We start from the raw sequence: 21,113 nt of genomic DNA on the forward strand, positions 1-21,113 counted from the left end.
CCCCCGCCCGCTACGGCGCGGTCCAGCGGCAGCCGACAGTGCGCCCACCTACTCCAATTCGATGCCGCGTTTCTCCGGCAGCAGGAACATGGCGAGGAACTGGATGATGTAGATGGTGGGCAGCAGCGCGAGTGCGAATGCGAAGCCGAAAGAATCGGCGAGCAAGGCGATGACCACGGGTGCGAGTCCACCCAGGGCACGACCGATGTTGAAGATGACATTCTGGGCGGTCGCGCGCACCTGCGTCGGGTACATCTCTGCCAGCAGCGCCCCGTGCCCGCCGAGCATGCCGTTGGCGAAGGCTCCCATGAAGAAGCCGCCCACCAGCAACGCGGAGGGATCGGTCATCTGGCTGTAGACGAGGATCGAGATGATCGCCCCGGCCTGGAAGATCCAGAAGGCTGGGTGCCTGCCCAAGCGGTCGGCGACCTGGCCGAAGATGAGGATGCCGGCGAGCATCCCGATCACCGTCACTGCCGTCCACAGCGACCCCTTCGTCACGCCCAGCTCCATCTTCTCGGAGAGGTAGTTGGGCAGCCACGCGATGATGCCGAAGTATCCGAAGTTCTGCACCGTCGAGAGGATGATCAGTGCGAAGGTGATCTTCACGGTCGCCCTGTCCTTGACCAGCGCATGGATCTTCGCGCCGAATGTCGGAAGCTCCGCTGTAGTTGAACCGGCCGCGGAATCTCCCGAGACTCCACTCCCACCTTGGCCCCGCTGGGACTGCACGAATTTGTCGGGCTCCTCAACACCTCGGCGAATGACGAAGGCAAAGATCGCGGGGAACAGACCGATGACGAACAGTGCCCGCCAACCCCACAGAGCAATGACGGGAGCTGCGACGATAGCGGCGGCGAAGACACCGATCTGGAATCCCACGCCCACCCACGAGGTAGCGCGGGCGCGCTGGTTGGCCGGGACCGCCTCGGCAGCTAAGGCCATGCCGATGCCGAACTCACCGCCGATTCCGACGCCGGCGACGAACCTGTAGGCCGCCATGTCCCAGTACCCCTGCGCGATCGCACTCAGGCCGGTGAACACTGCGAAGATGAGAACGGTCCAGGTGAGAACCCGGACGCGGCCGTAGCGGTCGGCCAGTGACCCGAACACGATGCCGCCGAGGACTGCCCCGAAGAGGGTGATCGTCGACAGCGATCCTGCCTCCACGTCGCTGAGTCCGAAGGTGGCGATGATTCCACCGAGGGCGAAGCTGAGGATGAGCAGATCGAAGCCGTCGAGCCCGTAGCCGACTGCGGCGGCGAAGAGCGCCTTGCGCTTGTAGGTGGGCGCCGAGGCGGTCTCGGTTGAGGTCTGGGGCGTCGCTGCGCTCATGCGGGATCCTTTGTCGATCGGCGGATCGGAAAATGGCCGCAGACCATTATCCACCAGTCAGGGCCGATGGATGAACACACAGGTCACTCACGCGAAAGCATCCACCGGCCCTGGAAGTCGGATTCATGAGGTCGGAATCATGTGCTCAGATGAACCGAGTCACACGAGAGCGTCGGCACTCAACCGGAAACCTGCACCCTTGTGGTCATCGGCCAGTCGGGGGCCCGCTCCGGTGAGCCGTTCACGAACGGTCGCGCCCTCGACCGGTTCGGGGAGGAGACCACGGCGGCGCAGTTCGGGCGAGACGTACTTCGTGAATCGCTCGGCGTCGGCGGGGCGTACGGCGGCTGCGATGTTGAAGCCGTCGATATCAGCCTCGTCCATCCATCGTTCGAATTCGTCGGCGATCGTGGCGGGTGAGCCCGTGATGACGGGCCCGCGTCCGCCGATGGCGACGAATTCGGCGAGATCGCGGATGGTCCAGGTCTTGTCCCCGGCCATAGTGGTGAATGAGGCGAGCGCGGATTGGTTCGCGTCGGTGGCGACGTATTCCAGCGGATCGTCTGGCTTGGCGCCGGAGAGGTCGACGCCGGTCCAGCCGCCGAAGAGTGAGAGGGCCGATTCGGTGTCGACGTAGCGTGTGTAGTCGGCGAGCCTGCCCTCGGCAGCTTCGTCGGTGTCATCGACGATCACGGTGGCGAGCGCGAAGATCTTCACACTGTCGCGGCTGCGTCCTCGTTCCTCGAGTCCGTCGCGGACCTTGTCGACCCATGTGCGCAGGATCTGCGGTGTGGGTCCGGAGAAGAAGATCGCCTCGGCGTGGTCGAGGGCAAACTTCTGGCCGCGCTTGGAGGCACCAGCCTGGAACAGCAGCGGCGTTCCCTGTGGTCCGGGTACGGCGAGCGCCTGACCGGGGACAGTGAAGAATTTGCCCTCGTGGTTGATGTCGTGGACCTGTTCGGGGTCGACGAAGACGTTGGCCTCGGCGTCGGCGCGCAGAGCCTCGGGAGCAATGGAGCCTTCGAAGAGTTTGTACATCACGTCCATGTACTCGTCGGCCCGGTCGTAGCGCTCATCGTGTGGGATCTGCCCCTCGAGGCCCAGGTTTCGTGCTGCGGAGTCCACGTAGCTGGTGACGATGTTCCAGGCCACACGCCCATTGGTGAAGTGGTCGAGGGTCGTCAGCGTCCGAGCCAACAGGTAGGGCTGCTCGTAGGTCACCGAGGCGGTCACGCCGAATCCCAGGGTCTTCGTCGCTGCGGCCATGGCGGGAACTGCCACAAGCGGGTCGAGGAGGGGGAATTGGACTCCCCCGCGGTTGGTGACGTCGGCATTGCCTCCGTAGACGTCGTAGACACCGAGGATGTCGGCGAGGAACAGGGAGGAGAATCCACCGTCTTCGAGTGTCGTGGCGAGGTTGGTCCAGAAGTTCAGCTGGGTGAACTCCTCGACTCTGGATTCGGGGTGGCGCCATAGTCCGGGTGACTGGTGGACCGGGGTCATCATGTCGAAGGCGTTGAGGATGATGGGTTTCGTCATAGTGTGTCTCTTTCCTATTCGGAGTCGTGTGGCACGTAGCTGGAGTCGAGTATCGGGTGTCAGGTGACGGGTAGTGGGCGGTGGCAGCCGGGCGCGCGGTCAGTCGCGCACCTCGGTGCTGAGCGCCAGTTCGCGAGCGGGGTCGTTCGCCGCTGATGCCGCGATGAGTGAGAGCAGGCACAGCAGAGTGAGGTACCCGCAGATCAGCCACGGCGAATGCCCGCCGACGACGTAGAGCAGGGCTGCGACCATCGGCATGATGCCTCCGCCGATGACGGTGCCCAACTGGTAGCCCATGTTGACTCCTGAGTAGCGGATCTCGATGGGGAACTGTTCGGCGAACCATGCCGCTTGGGGTCCGTAGATGGCGTCGTGGGCTAAGTTCATGCCGAGGATGACAACGATGGGCAGGAAGGACAATGGGCCGGCGTCGAGGAAAGCGAAGAAAATCCACCCGAAGACGGCGACCCCAACGATGCCTCCGATCGTCACCCGTCTGCGACCGACCTTGTCAGAGACCCACCCCCAGAGAGGCCCGGTGAAGAGGCCGATGCCGGAGGCGATCATGACGGCGGTGACACCGGCGGTCGAGTCATCACGGTGATCGGCCAGATAGCTGAGCATGTAGACCGTGATGAGGTAGAAGACGCTGTTCTGGGCTAAGCGGAGTCCGATCGTGATCAGGAGGATGCGCGGGTATTTGGTCAAGACGTCACGCAGCGGCGCCTTGGCGACATTGCCCGAGGCCTTGAGCTCCTGGAATTGCGGTGCATCGGAGACGCCGAGGCGGATCCACAGTCCCAGGGCCACGAGCAGTGCCGAGGCCAGGAAGGGAATGCGCCAGCCGAAGGCTTCGAACTGTTCGGGGGTGAGGAGCTTCTGCACAGCGAAGAAGGCACTGGTGGCCAGGAGCATTCCCGCTGCGGATCCGATCTGGGTGAAGGATCCGAACAGTCCGCGTCTGCGCGGTGGGGCGTGTTCGACCGAGAGCAGCGCGGAGCCGCCCCATTCGGCACCGGCGGAGAGCCCTTGCACGATCCGCAGCACGACCAGTGCGACCGCGGCCCACCAGCCGATGGCGTTGAAGTTCGGCACCAGACCGATGAGCGTCGAGGCGGTGCCCATGGACAGCAGGGACACGACGAGCAGTGCCTTGCGCCCGACTCGGTCGCCCAGATGTCCGGCGATGATGCCGCCCAACGGTCGGGCGAAGAATCCGACGGCGAGGCTGGCGAATGCGGCCAGGCTGCTGCCGAGTTCGCTGCCGCTGGGGAAGAACTGAACGTTGAAGATCAGTGCCGCCGCAGTGCCGTAGAGATAGAAGTCGTACCACTCGATGGTGGTACCGGCGAAGGCCGAGGCGAGGACCCGCTTCTTCCCGTCCAAAAGCCGCCGAGGTGGGTCCTGGGTGATCGTCTCCGTTACGGAGGACTGTGGCATGGGGTCTCCCTCATCGACATGGTCAGGGCTCTCAGCAGGGTCAGATCCGCATCCGGGTCGGACTTTCGCTTCAAAGCCAGGGTTTCGTTGAGCAATCTAGGGACTCCGCCGTGATCTGCGCCGCGGTCCCGTCACTGTTGGACTTTGATCGTCACATTGGGACATACGCTGACTCGGTTGCGTCATAGTGGGATGCGCATGCCCGCAAACTCTGTGATGATCACAAGAGGTCATTGGAGCATTGTTGAGCGGAACACGCCAGCATTCACGACTCCTCAACACTCACATTCCACCGGAGGCAAGTTCATGACGACGATCACACGAGCCGCAGCCGTGTCCCCGGATGCACTGCGCGAGACCTTTTCGCATTTCCCGCAGGGTGTCGCACTCATCGGCGCGGAGGTCGCCGGAACTCCCCTCGGGCTGGTTGCCTCGACAGTGACCGCAGGTGTCTCACTCGACCCGCCCCTGATCAGCGTCGCGGTCCAGACCACCTCGAGCACATGGCCGCTCCTGCGGACCGCACCCGCACTGGGAATCTCCCTCCTCGGCACCCACCAATCACTCCTGGCTAGGCAGCTGGCATCGAAGGACCGCACCTCGCGCTTCGCTGGGATCGACCCCCAGATCACCCCCGATGGCGCGCTGACCATTCCGGGCGGCCCCGCGCACCTGTGGACTCGCCTCTACAGCGAGGTCGAAGCCGGCGATCACACTGTCGCATTCCTCGAGGTTCTCGACACCAGCAGTCGCACCGACGCCGACAGACGTACTGATACCGGCGCTGGCACTGATGCCCGCATTCCGGCCGCCGACGTGGCCGCCACCGACGCGCTCGTCTTCCACCGCAGCGCCTTCAAGGGCATGACGGCCCCCTAGCCCACGCTTGCACACTTCACACCGCGCCTGTGCCACGCACCCTTGACGCCGACTAGAACACGTGTTCGAATGTAGTCATGAGGTGGAATCAGCAGAGCGCTCTAGGATCAGCTCCCGGATCAGGGGCCGGCACTGAAACAGGAACAGGCGCAGCCCCTCCGGCCGAGCTGTTCGGCGTCAAAGGCCTGGTGCGCAGTGTTCGAACACCGGAGTTCGCCGACGTCACGTTCCACGAAGTGCTGGCGAAGTCGGCCTTGAACAAGGTGCCCGCTGCCAGCTCGATGCCGTTCACCTGGACGATCAATCCCTACCGTGGGTGCTCCCATGCCTGCGTCTACTGCTTCGCTCGCAGCACTCACCGCTACCTCGACCTTGACTCCGGTGAGGATTTCGACCGGCAGGTCATCGTCAAGGTCAACACTCCCGAAGTCCTCACCGCCGAGGTGGCCAAACCGAAGTGGTCACGTGAGCTGGTGGCGTTGGGCACGAATACTGATCCTTATCAGCGTGCGGAGGGACGCTACTCCCTCATGCCGGGAATCATCACCGCTTTAGCCGAGCATGGGACTCCGATGTCGGTTCTCACGAAGGGCACCCTTCTGCGCCGTGACCTGCCCCTGCTCGCACGCGCCAATGAGGACGTCGATGTGGAGATCAGCATGTCGATCGCCGTCTACGATGATGCGCTCCAGCAGACGGTCGAACCGGGCACACCGACGACAACCGCACGTCTGGCCACAGTCAGAGCCGCCGCGAACCTCGGCTTCAACGTCACAGTCTTCCTGATGCCGGTGATGCCGAAGCTCACCGACTCGATGGAACATCTTGACACTGCACTCCGCGCCGTTAAAGAGGCGGGCGCAAGCAGGGTGGTCTACGGGGCCCTGCACCTGCGTCCGGGTGCCCGCGAATGGTTCTTCGAATGGCTCGAACGTGAACACCCCGAACTGCTCCCCCGCTACCGTCGCATGTACGCGAAGTCCTCATACGCTTCGAAGGAGTACCGGGCCTGGCTGAGCCGACGCATCAATCCACTCATCGATAAGTACGATCTGCGCGGAAGCGCCGACGATGATTACCCGATGACCAAACGCGGGAGCCGAGCACAGAGCGGCGCCGCAACTTCGAACATGCCACTAGTCGCGAGCCTGACTCCCCCACCCCAAGAAGCACTGTTCTGATTCGAGCTCACCGGTGCTCAGACGGGGAATAACCCACCCCGCCCTCGGGTTCAAGCTCATATGAAGATTGAAATCTGGTCGGACATCGCCTGCCCTTGGTGCTTTATCGGAAAGCGTCGCTTCGAGACCGCTTTGGATGGCTTCGCACACAGGGACGACGTCGAGGTCGAATGGCGCAGCTACCAGCTCGATCCAAGCCTGCCCGATCACTACGCAGGCACTGAAACCGAGTACCTCAGTCAGGCCAAGGGCCTGCCTGCCGATCAGGTCCGCCAGATGTTCGACCATGTCACTGCACAGGCCGCCGGCGAGGGGCTGGACTATGACTTCGATTCCATCGTAGTGGCCAACAGCTTCACCGCCCATCGCTTCCTCCACCTGGCCAAGACCCGCGGCGTCATGAGCCAGGCCAAGGAGGAGCTGCTGTCCGGTCACTTCGAGAAGGGCCGCAACATCGGTGATGTCGACTATCTCGCCGAGGTGGCCCAAAGCGTTGGCATCGATGCCGACGAGACCCGCCGAATCCTTGCCACCGACGAATACACCGCCGAGGTGAAGGCCGACATCGCCGAGGCTCAGGCACTGGGCGCCAATGGTGTCCCGTTCTTCGTCATCGACCGCAAGTACGGAATCTCCGGCGCACAGCCACCCGAAGTCTTCTCTCAGGCACTCGCGACCGCGTGGGGCGAAAGCCAGAAGCTCACGGTGCTCGCCGGCGGCGGTTCGGGCTCGGAGACCGCCACATCAGGCAAGGGTGGGGGCGAGACTTTCCACGATGGAGCAGTATGCGGCTCCGAGGGCTGCGACTGAGACTCTGCTCAGATCCTCAAAACTGCTCAGAGGAGGGGCGTCGACGGATAGCGGATCGCGCCGTCGGGTGATGTCACACGGCCGGCAAGCATTCCTGCTGCGGCATCGATGAGGAACCGCCCTACCTGCTCCCAATCGCCTCTGTGGGTCCCCTCGTTCATCTTCACTTCTTGATCCGAGCATGCGTTGGTGACCATATGAGCCAGCAGATACGCTCTGCCGCGCAGGACGCTTTCGGGGATACCGTCTATCTCGCCATGGATGAACCTCAAGTCCTCAGGCAAGGAAGACTCGGCCACCACGGACTTCATGATCTCAACGGCAGAGGGCATGATTCCCACCTGCGCGAGAAACTGTGCCCGCCAGCTGGGCCGCGGCAGATCGGCGAACACATCGAACAGCGGAGCCATTCTGCAGCGGACGAAATCATGAATGCTCGGGCTCGCGCCTAAGCTCTCGACATAGTCATCCCTGCGAAGTGTCACCTCGGCGACATGACGCTCCACAAGCGCACGCAGCAGACCCTCGCGCCCACCGAAGTGATACGAGATCGCGGAGTGATTTGCCGCCCCGGCGTGATCGACGATGCGACGATTCGACACCGCGTCGATGCCGTGGACGGCGAAGAGCTCTTCGGCGGAGTTGAGCAGCACCTCGCGCGCTCGATCACTCTGGATTCCCATGATCCCTGTCTTTCATTCTCAATGCCGCTTCCTGATGCGGACGGTCTGCCGCGATTTCAGCGGCCCGACCACCTCGGCGAGCGCTTCCCTCACCCTGGCAAACCTCTCCCGATTTCACAATTCTAAGTCACGTGTCTTAAAGTAGACGAGTTCAAGGTGGTCAACGGTGATCACTCGACTTCCGAAACACCAGGAGGACGACAGTGACCACCCCACCACCGCGCACACGCCGAGAGGCGCGTGAGCTCGACCCTCACGATGGGCCAGGCGTACACGATCATGATGCCCGCGGCGCCGAGCAGAATACCGATACCGATTCCGATACCACCGATGGAGTCGACTCGGAGGCCGCAGCGGCCAAGCGTGCCAAAGCCGAACTGATCGGCCGGACCGTCGCGATCTTCATCATGCCGCTCATCATGGTGGGCATGATGATTACGGGATACCTGGGTACAATGCACTCCCCGCAGGCCAATGACATGCCCGTGGTCGTCACCGGCTCCGAGTCGAAGGCCGCGGACATGAAGTACGCGCTTAACGGTTCCGAACCCGACGCACTCGACGTGGAGACAGTCGACGACGCTCACACCGCCCGTGAGAAGGTCTATGACCGCGAGGCCTCAGCAGCAGTCGTCATCAAGGGCAACAAGGCCACTCTTTACACCGCGGGCGGGGCCGGAGTCCAGCAGGCGACGACGGTCACCGGACTCATAATGCCCGCCCTGCAAGAGGAGGGCTTTGACATCAGCACCGAGGACATCGCTCCCCTGCCGGACAACGATCCGTCGGGCCTCGGCGCGATGTTCCTCATGACTGCGATCGTCATGGCCGGCTACCTGCCCTTCAGCGTTCTGCGCTCGAACTCGCCCGAGCTTCTCAAGTTCAAACGCATCGTCCCGATCGTCGGAGCCTGGGCTGCGGTGATCGCCGGCCTGGTCTGGACGGTCGCTTGTCTGATCCTCGACATCGTCGATATCAAGGACACTGTCGCCGTTCTCGGCGTTGCCTGGCTAGGAGTCTTCGCGATCTCCTGCGTGCAGCTGTTCATCACCCGGATCTTCGGCGCCATGGGGGTGCTCTTCGGCATCCTCTTCCTCATGGTCCTCGGCATGCCGTCATCGAACCTGTCCATGCCCGTGTACACGATGCCGGCGTTCTACCGTTTCACTCACGAATTCCTCCCGATGCCCGCCATCGGAGAGTCCCTGCGTTCGGTGCTCTACTTCGACGGAGCCGGCGTCACCGGGCATCTCCTGGTGCTGGCCGTCGGGGCCGTCGCCGGCCTGCTGGCTACGAAGGCCTATGACTTCATCTCCCATCGACGCAATCCCGATCCGAAGCCGCTGACGGTCAACATCCCGTCGCTGCACGGCGGCCGACGCCCGGATTCGAGGGTGTGGCGCTATATCTCGCTCATCGTCTTCCCACTGGCCATGGTCACGATGATGCTTTCGTTCATGCTGGGCACGATGGGTTCGCCCACACCCAAGGACATGCCGGTCACAGTGGTCGGCTCCTCGACCGAGCAGGCGAAGGAGACGATCGCCGACCTCGAGAAGTCCATGGGCGATGATATGTTCGACTTCACCGCGACCACAGATAAGGAAGAGGCACGGGCTCAGGTCAAGGACCGGGACGAGGTCGCAGCTCTCGTGCTGCCGACGAAGAAGAACCCAGACTTCGGTCTCATTGCGAACGAAGCCGCGAACAACAGCGCCTATCAGGCCGTCAACCGGATCTTCGACCAGGTCGCTTCGGCCCAGGACATGGACCTCAAGGTCGACAACGTCAAGGCACTGCCGGATCGCGACAAGAACGGCGTCACCGTCATGTATGTGGCCATGGGCTGGATCATGTCCGGATTCATGGTCGTCATCGTCGGTGCCAATGCCAACCCCTGGAGCCGCCCACTCAAGCGGATGGTGCCGCTGACCGCACTCTATGCACCGTTCATGTCGCTTGTGGTCGCTCTCATCGCGGGTCCGATCACCGGAGCAGTCGACGGTCACTTCGCTCAGCTGTGGGGTGCCGGAATCATCGCGGTCTTCTGCATCGCCATGTTCGCCATGGTCTTCGAGAGACTCATCGGCATGCTCGCGATCATTCCGGTCATCGGCACCCTCATGTTCGCCGGAATGCCTGCCTCGAACGGGGCGATCTCCGAGTACATGATTCCGTCGTTTTTCGCCACACTGCACGACTTCCTGCCGATGGCAGCCGCTGTGGAGACTATCCGGTCGATCATCTACTTCGACAGTGACGTCGTCACCGAGCATATGCAGGTCCTCGGACTCTGGGGCCTGATCTCCCTGGCACTGGTGTTCCTCATCGACAGCATCAAGCCGCTGCGGACCGAACACGACTTCGGGAACCTCCATCTCGAACACGAGAGGGAGCGGAAGAAGCAGGCCCGGCAGCAGGCCAGGTCACTGGAAGGATCACGGCCTGCCCGAACCGGACAGTCCGGCCAGACCGTGCAGTCGACAATCGTCGAAGACGAACCGATCGACTTCACGGCACCAACACCATCCACGGATTCGAGTGAATACACAGCTGCACCCACTGCCGGCGACGGACTGAAGCACCAGTCCGCCGAGGCAGCCGGTGAGAATCCCGATCCCGTCCCTCGGACTGCCACGGATTCAGAATCGGTGGACCATCGGGAGTGGATCCCCTCCACCGTGTGATTCCCTGGCAGCATCTGATGGATCACAGGCACAACATGCTCAGGCCGTCGCCGAGGTGGACAACCACCTTCCGCGACAGCCTGCCTGCATTCAGCTGTGTGCAGCGAAGACCCGCATGTGATCCAGTGTCTGGTGAATGATGGCCCGCAGGTCGAGGTCGTCAGTGGCATCGATCCACCGTGACAAGGAAATACGGAACACGACAATGCTCATCTCCGCAGCAAGCTCGGCTTCGATATCGTCGCTGCCACGGTCTCGCAGCCTCTCGCACAGGGCCGCCGACAGAGAAGCCAGCTTCATCAGCTCGCGCTCTCGCAGATCGGCATGGTCCATGATGATGAGCTGACGCATCTTCGAGGTCTCGCGATCATCGCCCACTGCTTCTGCAACCACCTCAAGGGCGGCGGCCACTGCTTCCGCCGCCGAAGCAGTGGCCGCCACGCCATCGATACCCGCCATCATACGATCCTGCAGGTCAGTGGTGTCAGCGAAGAGAACTTCGCGCTTGTCGGCAAAGTAACGGAAATAGGTACGGGCACTCACTCCTGCCCGCTCGGCGATGTCCCCCACAGTCGTCTGCTCAAAGCCACGCTCCGCGAACAGCGACACCGCCGCCTCTCGCAGTCGCTCTCCAGCTCCCGGCCTCCAACGTCCCATGGTCCGAGCCTAGCCGATGTCATTGTGTGACATCGCAGTGATATTGTGATGTCACACAGTGACATAACAAGGAGAGGCACAGATGAAACGCACTCAACACCATCGATACGGAGGACCAGAAGTGCTGGTCCCGGAAGAGTGTGCGCTCTCTCGCCCGCGCACCGGCGAGGTACTTGTCCGTGTCATGGCTACGACACGTCCGACGGCGGGTCCCACAGCCCTGCGGGCATTGACCAGGTTCAGGAGGCTGCGGCCCGGACAATCGATCTTCAACCGCGGGAGGCTGGACGGAGTCGATCGAGCTGCTGGTGAACTCGCGCTGGCACGCGGAGCGTCGGTCGGTGGAAGCGGCCGTGCCAGCGCACACCAGAAAGCACGAAAGCTGGGCATCGACCCGGTCGTCGACCCCGATGTCCATCCGGCAGTACTCAGCGCGAATTTCCATGTTGCCATCGACACTGCTGACACACTGTCTCCAGCAATCAAGCGAGCCCTCGGCAAACCTGGTGGGCGCATCGTCGGTATTCACCCAACAGCCGCTGCATTTGCGCGCGCAGCAGTTCCGGAACCATTCCGGGTGCTCGTGACTCGACCGAGCACCTCAGACCCCGAACACCTCGGTAGAACAAAAGGCGGCAAACTCGTCGTCACGATAGCAGGAGCAACCACACCATGACTGACGAAATCTGGATAATAGGCGCCACCGGCCGCAGCGGACAAACGATCGCAGCGCAATTGGCTCAACGCAATCGTCAGGCAGTCCTCGTCGGCCGCGACGCTGGGCGCCTCGAAGCCGCTGCGCAGCAGACTGGTGGACAGCTGCTCGTGAGCCCATCGATCGTCGCAACAGCGGAGAAGATTCGACAGCAGCGGCCTCGGGTCGTCATCAACACCGTAGGCCCATTCACGGCAACAGCCCCGCTCATCATCGACGCCTGTCACGACACTGGCAGCCATTACATCGACCTGGCGAATGACCCCGACTCGCTCGCTGCCGTATTCGAACGCCAGTCGAGAGCCGCTGAATCCGAACACAGCGTCATCACTGGCGCAGGGTTCGGCGTGACTGCCACCGAGAGCATCGTTGTGAAGCTCTGTGCAGGACGTCCCGCGCCCCTCCACGTTCGGGTCGATATGCTGCCGTCGATGGCAACAGCCGAGGGCACTGCCTGTGAAGCCCTGGTCGGCTCGCTTCTCGGCAGCCTGCAGGGCCGTCGAATCAGTGATGGCCGACTTGTGCCTGCACCGATAGGCGCCGAGGCGATGACTCTGACCCTGCCGGACGGCACACGAGCAACGACAGCAGGCATGCCGCTCGGGGAGCTGTTGGCCGCTCACCGCGCAAGCGGGGCGCCCTCTGTCGTCTCTGCCTCCAGTGCGGCGCCGTCCTCTCTCCCTGCCCGCACGGCGGTCACTGCCTTGAGCACACTCATGCGCTGGGACTGGCTGCGCTCGGTCGCCACTCGCCAGCTCGGGCGCATTCATGTCAAAGCAAAGGACGCCCCACGCCAACACTCGTGGGGCCACGCAGTCGCGACCTGGGCCGATGGTACGACCCGTGAAGGTTGGCTTCGGCTGGGCGAGGCGCAAGAGTTCACCGGAGCCGTTCCGGCAGAGATCGCGCAGCGACTGCTCACCGGCTCGGGGCGCCCGGGCGTCTTCACTCCCGCAGCACTGTTCGGCGCCGATATCGTCACCTCGTGCGGTGGTGAACACCTCATGGGCAGCTGAGCAGCAATGCGACTACAGTCGGAGGGACTATGGGCTCTCACATCGAATTCTTCGGCACGACCGGTTTCATCGAAGCCAAACTGCTTCTGGCCAGTTTCGTCCTGTGTTCACTGATCGGATTCGAACGACAGTTCCGGCAGAAGAGCGCCGGATATCGCACACATGTGCTCGTGGGCATCGGCACGTGCGTGTTCACTCTGGTCTCGGCCTATGGGTTCGCCGGTGTGCTCGAGAACGACGTTCGCCTCGACCCTTCGAGGATCGCCGCCCAGATCGTCTCGGGCATCGGCTTCCTGGGCGCGGGCGTGATCTTCAAGGGTCGGAACATGGTACGCGGCCTCACCACCGCCGCCACCATCTGGGTGACGGCGGCCGTGGGCATGGCGTGCGGCGCGGGCATGGTGTCCTTGGCCGTGATGCTCACGACCCTGCACCTGCTGACGCTGTTCGTCATCGCGCCCCTGATCAAGCGGATCCCCGACAGTGATCATCGTAAGCTGCTGCGGATCACGTATCAGGACGGTTCGGGGATCCTCCGCGACATCCTCGCGGTGGCGTCCACGATGGGCTTCGCCAACACGATCGTCGACTCCAAGCGCTTCGAGAACGAGGACGGCGTGCGCATGGTCCAGATCGACGGCAAGTTCGAGGGCAAGCCGCCCCTGCATCTGCTTATCCCCCAGCTCATGGAGCTCGAGGGAGTCGACAAGGTGAGTATGCGCGAGGATCAGGTCCACTCGGTCGACGAGGACGGCGACACCGTCTGATACAGCCGGTCAGGTCTTTCAACCGCGCAGCGACCGATTCCAGGCGAGAGTGGCGAGCGCCGCGGCCTGATCCGGCAGGTGTGCGTCATCAAAGAGAACCTCAGGCGAATGGTTCGTCGCTGCCGTCTCCGTGTCCACGTCCTCTGGCGAGACGAAGAGGAAGAGGAACGTTCCGGGCACTTCATTGAGCACGAAGGAGAAGTCCTCGGAGCCCATGACCGGATCCGGAGCTTGGACATAACGGCCGTCGCCGAAGGTCTCCCTGAGCGTCGCCGCAACGAACTCGGTTTCCTCCGCATCGTTGATCGTCACGGGATACTGCTCGTTCCACACCACTTCGGCAGTGCAGTCGTGAGCGGCGGCAATCGATTGGGCCAGCTGGGTGGCCACGACAGGGAACCTCTTCGTCGTCTCGGCTGACAGTGTGCGCACGGAAGCGCCGAGCTTCGCTGTCGCAGGGATGATGTTGACTGCGTTTCCGGCCTCAAGCTGAGTCACCTCGGCAACGATGGGATCGAAGACGCTGAAGGATCCGGTGATCATCGAATACAGTGCCTGGCCGAATTCCATGAGGGGACGAATGGGATCGGTGGAGTCCTCGGGTCGTGAGCTGTGGCCGCCTTTGCCGTGCATCGTCACATGCAGAGTGTTGGCTCCAGCCATGACGGTGCCCGGGCGGCTGACGAACGTGCCGGGAACGCCTGGAGCGACGTGGATGGCGTAGGCAGCGTCCGGTGTCGTTCCGATGGACTCGAACATTCCCTCCTCGAGCATGATCTTCGCTCCGCCTTGTCCTTCTTCGCCGGGCTGGAACATGAACGCCACTGTTCCGGCTAGATCAGCCTGGTGCGCGGACAGCAGTTTGGCGGCACCGACGAGTCCTGTCACGTGCAGGTCATGGCCGCAGGCGTGCATGTTTCCGTTGATCGATGCAAAGTCGAGGCCGGTTGCTTCGGTGACGGGAAGGGCATCCATGTCTCCGCGCAGCAGAACCGTCGGGCCGGGCTTGCCGCCGCGGAGTACGGCGATGACAGAGCTGAGGCTGGTGCCGGTCGTGATCTCCAGGGGCAGCCCCTCAAGTGAGTCAAGGATCTTCTGCTGGGTGAAGGGCAGTTCGAGCCCCAGCTCCGGGTTGCGGTGGAGTTCACGGCGCAGGTCACGCAGTTCGGTCGTCAGCGACAGGGCCTCTGTCCGGAATTCAGTCGTCATTGTGGCTCCTCTTAAGTGGTGTCGATTTCAGTGTTGGTGTTGATTTCAGTGTTGGTGTCGATTTCAGTGTTGGTGTTGATTTCAGTGTTGATGTCGATGTCTGTGGTGGTGCCGATGAGTCAATGCACCCAATGGGGATCAGCTCAGGCTGCCGATGAAACGAGACAGCGAGTGCAGTGTGGCGATGTCGGCTGCGTCGAATGGGATGTCCAATTTCTTGAGGGATTCAGGCAGACGATCGAACGCGCCACCATCGTCAGCAATTCCATCGTCGGGATCGGGAATGGCATTCACGCGTGCACGAGGATCGGTGGGTGCGAAATGCTGATGGTGGTCGGTTTTGGTCTGGAATGCTTCACCGATGTCGAGGATCACCGAGTTTCCCCGGTGCGGGTTCTGCACGTCGAGGGGACCGACCAGCTGCAGGGACAGTGGCAGCCCACGTTGGTCGAAGCCCATCGGCAGCGCCAGGGACGGGTGCCCGGTGGCGCAGAACGCTGCGGTGAGATTCCATTCCTCCTGCGGGGTGCCGCCCTTGAACACATAGGGTGGTGCGGAGTCTGGCCACGTCGGCAGAGCGAGGGCATCGACGCCGGACAGTGCTTCGTCGAGGCGAGCGCCCAGCGGCGTTGCCGCATCCAATGCTCGGTGATAGACCACATCGGGGACGGCAGCTCCGAGCACGGCCAGCCGCCTGAAGGATCGCCCATAGTCACCCCACCGCGTGCACAGCGTGTGCCGATGAACCTCGAACATCTCACGAACCATGATGACCATCGTGGTGGCGATGAGATCGTCGATGATGGGCAGGTCGACGTATTCGACGTCGACACCGCTGGCGACGAGATCGACCAGTGCCCGGGAGAAAGCGGTGCTCACAGCCGAGGCGATACGGTCGGATTCGAGGACCTGTGAAGGAACGCCGACCCGCCTGACCGTGTTCGGGTCTCCGGCACGCAGCCGGTGGCGCTGAGCAGCGCTCTCCCCCGCTGCTGTGTCGCTGCCGCCCATGATGTCGAGCAGGAGACGGCAGTCGCGGGCGCTCCTGCCCATCGGCCCGACCACATCGAGCGTGGGACTGGCCCGGAGAATGCCGTCCATGAGCGCCGTTCCACGCGCTGGACGAAGTCCCGTGATACCGCAGTACGCCGCCGGGATGCGGCAGCTGCCCGAGGTATCTGTGCCCAGCCCTCCGGCGAAGATGCCCAGGCTGATTCCAATCGCCGTTCCGCAGCTGGAGCCGCCGGGCCACCGGTTGAGATCCCAGGGGTTCCGGGGAATCGGAAAGCTCAGCGCCGGGTCCGGGCGACCAGCGGCATGCTCGGCCATGCTCGTCGTTCCTTCGATGACCGCACCGGCTGCACGCAGACGAGCGACCACCTCAGCGTCCTGGCCCGAGTGAAATGTCGGGTCGAAGACCTGACTCTGCGCCGTCGTCGCTGTTTCGGCGACTGCGATCATCGGTTTGATTCCCACGGGCACACCGGACAATGGGCCACCGGCCAACATGCCACCAGGCCGGGTTCCGGCATTCGAACTCCCACCCCAGCGGTCGGCGTCCTCGGCCGCTGCCATCGCCCCTTCGTCGAAGCGGCAGAGGAAGACACCTGCGTCCTTTCCCACCTCCTCGGCGAGGGCAAGCGAATCCTGCAGCAGCTCCACCGCACTGATATCACCAGAGGCCACAGCTTCCACCTGTGCCGTGAGGTCAGGATAGGCCCGGATGATGTCTCCCGCTCCTCCCCGCGCCGAGACGGTTTTTCCCGTCTGGTCGTCTGCTGTGCCCGTCTGGTCGTGCATGGTCACCGTGTCAGCCCAGTGCCGAGACCGCGATTGCGGCGTTGAACCATCCGGCGGAGTCCTTGACCAGGGAGCCTCCCTGGACAACAGCCTTGACGTTGTCGGGTTCGGCCAACTTGGTGATATCGGCCAGCGGATCGAAGTCGACGACGACAAGGTCGGCGAGCTTGCCCTCTTCGAGGGTGCCCACATCTGCCGACAGGCGAAGCAGTTCGGCCGCGTTCTTCGTGCCCGCCACGATCGCCTGCATCGGTGTCAGGCCGAGTTCGACGGCATGCATCTCTTCGCGCAGGTTGAGTCCGTGAGGGCACACGCCGGCGTCGGTGCCCAGCGCGACCTTCACACCTGCCGACATCGCCACAGCCACGCGTTCACGGGCGATCGCGGACCATTTGACCTTCTTCTCATACAGGTAGCCGGGGACGTTCTTCGGGTCCGGGACCCGCAGTGCGCTGCTCAGCGTCGGGACAAGGAACGTTCCATGCTCGAGCATCAGATCGATTCCTTCGTCGTCGATGCCGTACCCGTGCTCAACGGACCGGACGCCGCCGCGGATGGCCGCCTTGATGCCTTCGGCCCCCTGAGCGTGGGCGGCGACGGGCTGACCTGCACGTTTGGCTGTCTCTTCGACGATGAGCCGCACGTGCTCCTCGGGAACTCCGATGTCATCGGGTGTGTCCGAAGGGCTCGAAACGCCGCCGGTGGTACAGACCTTGATCACGTCTGCCCCCGAACGTACGAGTGTGCGAATGGTCCGGCGGACATCGTCATCGGTGTCGATGATCGGATTGATGGGCATCTCCGGCATGGTCGATATGCCGTTGGGCATCGTGAAGTCGGTGTGCCCACCGGTCGGCGACAGCGGTGTGATGGCCAGGTGGATCCGCGGCCCCAGGATCAGGCCCTGTGTGATGCTGTCGCGCACGCCGCGGTCCGTTCCGCCGAGGTCGCGGGCCGTGGTGACCCCGGCCATGAGCGTGTTCCGAGCATTGACTGCGCTGCGCACGATGCGTTCCGAGGCGAAGCGGGCGAGGTTCGCCATCTGGTTCTCGATTGAGAGTCCGAAGTGCACGTGGGAGTCGATGAAGCCGGGCATGATCGTCTTGCCCTGCAGGTCGATGATCCGAGGCCTCTCCCCCGCCGAGGCGGCCCCTTGGGTGCGCTGGGCACCGGCGTAGACGATGCGTCCGTCTTCGACCTCGATCTCGGAGTCGGTGAGCGGGTCGCCGCCGTTTCCGTCGATGAGGGTGGCTCCGCGCAGGAGGATGTGCTCGGAATCGCTGTTCGTGGTGGGCAGGTAGGCGGTCGACATGAGTGGTGATGATCCTTTCATCGGGAGAACAAGCGTTTCAGGTGCCATTGTTGATCATTGTTCACACAGCGGTGCGATGTGATCGCATCATGGCGAGGAAGATTGGGCAGATTCCGGTGGCGACCGCGCAGATGACCCACACGGTGATGTAGCCGCCGATGCTGGATGCTCCGGCTTCCGGGATAAGGAAGAGACCCAATGTCGAGGCGAAGACTGCGCCCGCGATGGCACCGCCCAGGGTCTTCACCGAGTTGTACACGCCGGTGGCAATACCGGTCTCATCGTCTGGCGATGCCTCGGTGGTGGCTGCGGGCAGGCCGCCCAGCAGGAGGCCTCCGCCCAGACCCGACAGAGCGATGGACACCAGCACGACGGGGAACGCCAGGTGCCCGACGATGAGCATCACCTGTCCGACGGCGACGCTGATCGTACCGAGGATGAGGACACCTTTGAGCGTGATCTTCGCGGCGATGCTGGAATAGAGAATCGCACCCACTGCGGCCAGCAGCATGTTGAGGCCGGTGACGAGGGAGATCTGTCCGGCGCTGAAGCCGAACCCGTATCCGAGAGTATCCGGCTGGCCGGCGAGGAAAGTCGTGGTGATGCTCTGGGTTCCGAACAGCACGATGCCGAAGAGGAATGAGGTCAGGTAGACGGGCCAGAGGCGGTTGGAGAAGAGGACCCGGAGGTTGAGAGCTGGGGTCTTGGAACGCAGTTCCCACCAGACGAAGACCGCGATCAGCACGAGCGCGATCACAAGGACTGCGACGGCGAGACCGGGTTCCGCGCCGAGCATTCTGATTCCCGACAGAAGCGCCAGCATGAACACAGCGAGGAGGATGAACCCTGGCCAGTCGATGGCTCGTGAGGTCCGGACGGTAGATTCGGGAATCACTGTGAACACGAGAACGGCCGAAACGGCCACGATGACGACTGGCACGCTGAGACGGGCTGCCGGTGATTCCAGAAACGAGGAGAAGAATCCGGCGCACAGTGTTCCGGCCAGAGCACCGATGGTCAGCGAGGAGATGAGCATGCCGATGGCTCGGCGTGCGGTCTCGCCTTGGATCTGGTTATGGACGATCGCCAGTTCCAGTGGCAGCCAGACTGCCAGCGGTCCGGAGAGGATGCGGCCCACGAGGACGAGGGGGAAGCTGGGAGCAAACGCCACGAGCACGGTGCCCACAAGGACGGACACGATTCCGATCCGCAGCATTCGTCGGTGGCCGAAGATGTCGCCGAGTTTGGCCAGAATCGGCACGCAGACACCTGCGGCCAGCGTCTGCACGGTGATGAACCAGGCGATCGATGCATCGGTGACGCCGAGGTGGTCGCGGATATTGTTCAACAGAGGTACGTAGTAGCCCTGCAGGAAACCGCTGGAGAATTCGACGAAGACGAGGAAGCCAACGACCGCCAGCACACGTTTCTGTGACTTGTTCACCAGTGAAGTCGGAGGAGTGGACACACTGATTCCTTTCTTTCGGGTTCGACCGTCGACCACATGGCGGCAGTGCCATGCGGTCAGCGTGTCTTTGTTTTGGCAGATATGTATGCGTTTCGGCAAAGAGGTAGCGCGGATTGTGGCGCCAGTGATATTGATGCGAATCGTAGTGCGAGGTGTGGTGCAGAAATGGCGGCTCGATGACCGGGTTACGGATCACGAACCAGGTTCAACAAACAGGCTCGGGCAGAGGAGGGAACGTCAGCCCGTCAGGCAGTCAGTCCGGCGATGCGACTAAAGATCGGATCAGTCGTCGATAGGAGTCCTTGAGTTCGACATCGCTGTGGACCCTGGCATCGGGCTTGAGCGACAGACGAAACAAGGTCAGACCGGCGATGGTGTCGATGATGAGATCCTGATCGAGGCTTTCACTCAACTGTCCACGAGCAACGGCACGATCCAGGATTTCGCGACCCATCTCGTGACGCTTCTTCATGTAGCGAGCCTCGATCAGTGGAATGACCTCAGCGTCGAACATCGCCAGAAGAGTACGGTTGTGTGTCGCTTTCTGCTGTCCCTCCTGTTTGAAGTTCCTGAGGTGCTGCCACGCATGCTCAACCAGGTCCTCAACGACGTCGCCTGTGTCCGGAGTTTCTCCGGGGTCGACTCCATCGAGGATTGCCGCCGCCGCGAGCTCGGCCTTAGTCGGCCAGCGGCGATAGATCGTAGTTTTGCCGCAGCCGACGGCCGCTGCGATCTTCTCAATTTTGAAATTGACGTAACCCACAGCGTCGAGGGCCTCGCGCACTTCGTTGAGCACCCGTCCGGTCAGCTCGTCGTCGAGCGGTCGACCCCTTGGTGTGGCTTGCGTCATATCTGCATCTTGGCACACTCACAGTGACTTGCGCAACAGTACGTTCCGTTTCGTATATGCAGACAGACAGGCGCCGGAGTGGATCATTTCAGTCCGCGAGGTCAGCCCTCGAGGTCAGCCAGCAGGGCTTCGAGCCAGCGAGTCTCAGTCCACGAGCTCGGTCAGGAGTGCTTCGATCGCGCTCGTGATCCGCCCTCGTGACTCATTCCCGAGGATCGTGGTCTGGACGATGGCTCCCTGCATCACAGCGAGGATCGCCGGGGCGATCTGGTGTGCCTTGGCCTCTGCCTCACCTTCAGCCAGCCCTGCGCCCCGCTGGTAGTACACGCTCAGGTATGCCGCGAAGCGTTCGATGAGATCGTTGTAGATTTCCGCGGCGATCTTAGCGAAGTCTGGGGAATGCGCTGCTTCTCCCCACACCTGCAACAGCAGTGGGGCGAATGGGGCGTCGTGGAGGATCGTGTTCAGAAGCTGCGGGAAGACCTGTTGCGGTGGTGGAACCTCGCCTGCTGATCCGAAATCCTGAAGTTCGGCTGCGCGTTGCTCCATGATTCGCCTGCCGGCATCGAGCGTGAGCTCAGCCTTGGACGAATAGTAGACATAGACGGCCCCTGCGGAGAGATCCGCCTCCTTGATGATGTCGGCCATCGAAGCGCCGGCAAAGCCTTTGCGAAAGAAGCATGTAAGCGCGGCATCCTGAATTCGCGTGCGCATGGCTTCCCTGTGTTCGTCCGTGACCTTCGGCACCAATCCCCCAAAAACGAA

Annotated in this window: 18 protein-coding genes; 7 read left to right on the forward strand and 11 right to left on the reverse strand. The window is 62.7% G+C overall.

Annotated elements, in window-relative coordinates:
- Positions 1-48 precede the first annotated feature (48 nt).
- The 3 genes from INT40_RS02680 to INT40_RS02690 all read right to left on the reverse strand — a co-directional run bounded on the left by INT40_RS02680 (position 49) and on the right by INT40_RS02690 (position 4,314).
- A complete protein-coding gene (locus tag INT40_RS02680; RefSeq protein WP_193095417.1) occupies positions 49-1,335 on the reverse strand; it encodes an MFS transporter in 1,287 nt (428 codons plus the stop codon).
- A 159-nt stretch (positions 1,336-1,494) separates the two neighbouring features.
- Entirely contained in the window at positions 1,495-2,874 is a 1,380-nt protein-coding gene (locus INT40_RS02685; RefSeq protein ID WP_193095418.1) for an LLM class flavin-dependent oxidoreductase, read from the reverse strand.
- Between the two features lie 99 nt (positions 2,875-2,973).
- Positions 2,974-4,314 (reverse strand): MFS transporter, encoded by a 1,341-nt coding sequence (locus tag INT40_RS02690; protein WP_193095419.1) that lies wholly within the window; start codon positions 4,312-4,314, stop codon positions 2,974-2,976.
- 306 nt (positions 4,315-4,620) lie between these two features.
- Here INT40_RS02690 and INT40_RS02695 point away from each other — a divergent pair, with 306 nt between their 5' ends.
- The 3 genes from INT40_RS02695 to INT40_RS02705 all read left to right on the forward strand — a co-directional run bounded on the left by INT40_RS02695 (position 4,621) and on the right by INT40_RS02705 (position 7,184).
- Positions 4,621-5,193, forward strand: coding sequence for a flavin reductase family protein (locus INT40_RS02695; RefSeq protein WP_101569750.1), 573 nt, complete (start codon positions 4,621-4,623; stop codon positions 5,191-5,193).
- 77 nt (positions 5,194-5,270) lie between these two features.
- Positions 5,271-6,374 carry an Rv2578c family radical SAM protein gene (locus INT40_RS02700; RefSeq protein WP_193095420.1) on the forward strand — a complete coding sequence of 368 codons (1,104 nt, stop codon included), beginning with the start codon at positions 5,271-5,273 and terminating at the stop codon, positions 6,372-6,374.
- Positions 6,375-6,434: 60 nt separating this feature from the next.
- Positions 6,435-7,184 carry a DsbA family oxidoreductase gene (locus tag INT40_RS02705; protein WP_193095421.1) on the forward strand — a complete coding sequence of 250 codons (750 nt, stop codon included), beginning with the start codon at positions 6,435-6,437 and terminating at the stop codon, positions 7,182-7,184.
- 26 nt (positions 7,185-7,210) lie between these two features.
- On the opposite strand, the gene INT40_RS02710 is transcribed toward INT40_RS02705, so the two are convergent.
- On the reverse strand, positions 7,211-7,867 hold the full coding sequence (locus INT40_RS02710) for a TetR/AcrR family transcriptional regulator (protein WP_193095422.1): 657 nt from the start codon (positions 7,865-7,867) through the stop codon (positions 7,211-7,213).
- Between the two features lie 203 nt (positions 7,868-8,070).
- Between INT40_RS02710 and INT40_RS02715 the strand changes: the two genes are divergently transcribed.
- Entirely contained in the window at positions 8,071-10,554 is a 2,484-nt protein-coding gene (locus tag INT40_RS02715; RefSeq protein WP_193095423.1) for an ABC transporter permease, read from the forward strand.
- A 90-nt stretch (positions 10,555-10,644) separates the two neighbouring features.
- On the opposite strand, the gene INT40_RS02720 is transcribed toward INT40_RS02715, so the two are convergent.
- Positions 10,645-11,211 (reverse strand): TetR/AcrR family transcriptional regulator, encoded by a 567-nt coding sequence (locus tag INT40_RS02720; RefSeq protein ID WP_193095424.1) that lies wholly within the window; start codon positions 11,209-11,211, stop codon positions 10,645-10,647.
- Positions 11,212-11,293: 82 nt separating this feature from the next.
- On the opposite strand from INT40_RS02720, the gene INT40_RS02725 reads away from it, so the two are divergent.
- From INT40_RS02725 to INT40_RS02735, 3 genes are read left to right on the forward strand one after another with little or no spacing between them, the layout of a single operon-like run.
- Complete coding sequence (locus tag INT40_RS02725) at positions 11,294-11,887, forward strand: hypothetical protein (RefSeq protein WP_193095425.1); 594 nt, start codon at positions 11,294-11,296, stop codon at positions 11,885-11,887.
- A complete protein-coding gene (locus INT40_RS02730) occupies positions 11,884-12,942 on the forward strand; it encodes a saccharopine dehydrogenase NADP-binding domain-containing protein (RefSeq protein ID WP_193095426.1) in 1,059 nt (352 codons plus the stop codon). Before INT40_RS02725 ends, INT40_RS02730 begins: the two co-directional genes overlap by 4 nt.
- A gap of 29 nt (positions 12,943-12,971) precedes the next feature.
- Positions 12,972-13,709: an MgtC/SapB family protein gene (locus tag INT40_RS02735; RefSeq protein WP_101569742.1), complete on the forward strand. Its 738-nt coding sequence runs from the start codon at positions 12,972-12,974 to the stop codon at positions 13,707-13,709.
- An 18-nt stretch (positions 13,710-13,727) separates the two neighbouring features.
- On the opposite strand, the gene INT40_RS02740 is transcribed toward INT40_RS02735, so the two are convergent.
- The 6 genes from INT40_RS02740 to INT40_RS02765 form a co-directional block, all read right to left on the reverse strand.
- Positions 13,728-14,918, reverse strand: a complete 1,191-nt coding sequence (locus INT40_RS02740) for a M20 metallopeptidase family protein (RefSeq protein ID WP_193095427.1) — start codon at positions 14,916-14,918, stop codon at positions 13,728-13,730.
- Positions 14,919-15,056: 138 nt separating this feature from the next.
- A complete protein-coding gene (locus INT40_RS02745) occupies positions 15,057-16,718 on the reverse strand; it encodes an amidase (protein ID WP_193095428.1) in 1,662 nt (553 codons plus the stop codon).
- A 10-nt stretch (positions 16,719-16,728) separates the two neighbouring features.
- Positions 16,729-18,030, reverse strand: a complete 1,302-nt coding sequence (locus tag INT40_RS02750; RefSeq protein WP_193095429.1) for a metal-dependent hydrolase family protein — start codon at positions 18,028-18,030, stop codon at positions 16,729-16,731.
- 61 nt (positions 18,031-18,091) lie between these two features.
- Complete coding sequence (locus tag INT40_RS02755) at positions 18,092-19,474, reverse strand: MFS transporter (RefSeq protein ID WP_193095430.1); 1,383 nt, start codon at positions 19,472-19,474, stop codon at positions 18,092-18,094.
- 277 nt (positions 19,475-19,751) lie between these two features.
- Entirely contained in the window at positions 19,752-20,348 is a 597-nt protein-coding gene (locus tag INT40_RS02760; RefSeq protein WP_101569737.1) for a TetR/AcrR family transcriptional regulator, read from the reverse strand.
- A gap of 144 nt (positions 20,349-20,492) precedes the next feature.
- Complete coding sequence (locus tag INT40_RS02765; RefSeq protein ID WP_193095431.1) at positions 20,493-21,062, reverse strand: TetR/AcrR family transcriptional regulator; 570 nt, start codon at positions 21,060-21,062, stop codon at positions 20,493-20,495.
- Positions 21,063-21,113 lie beyond the last annotated feature (51 nt).

Source organism: Brevibacterium sp. FME17, from assembly GCF_014897515.1.
GTDB lineage: Bacteria > Actinomycetota > Actinomycetes > Actinomycetales > Brevibacteriaceae > Brevibacterium.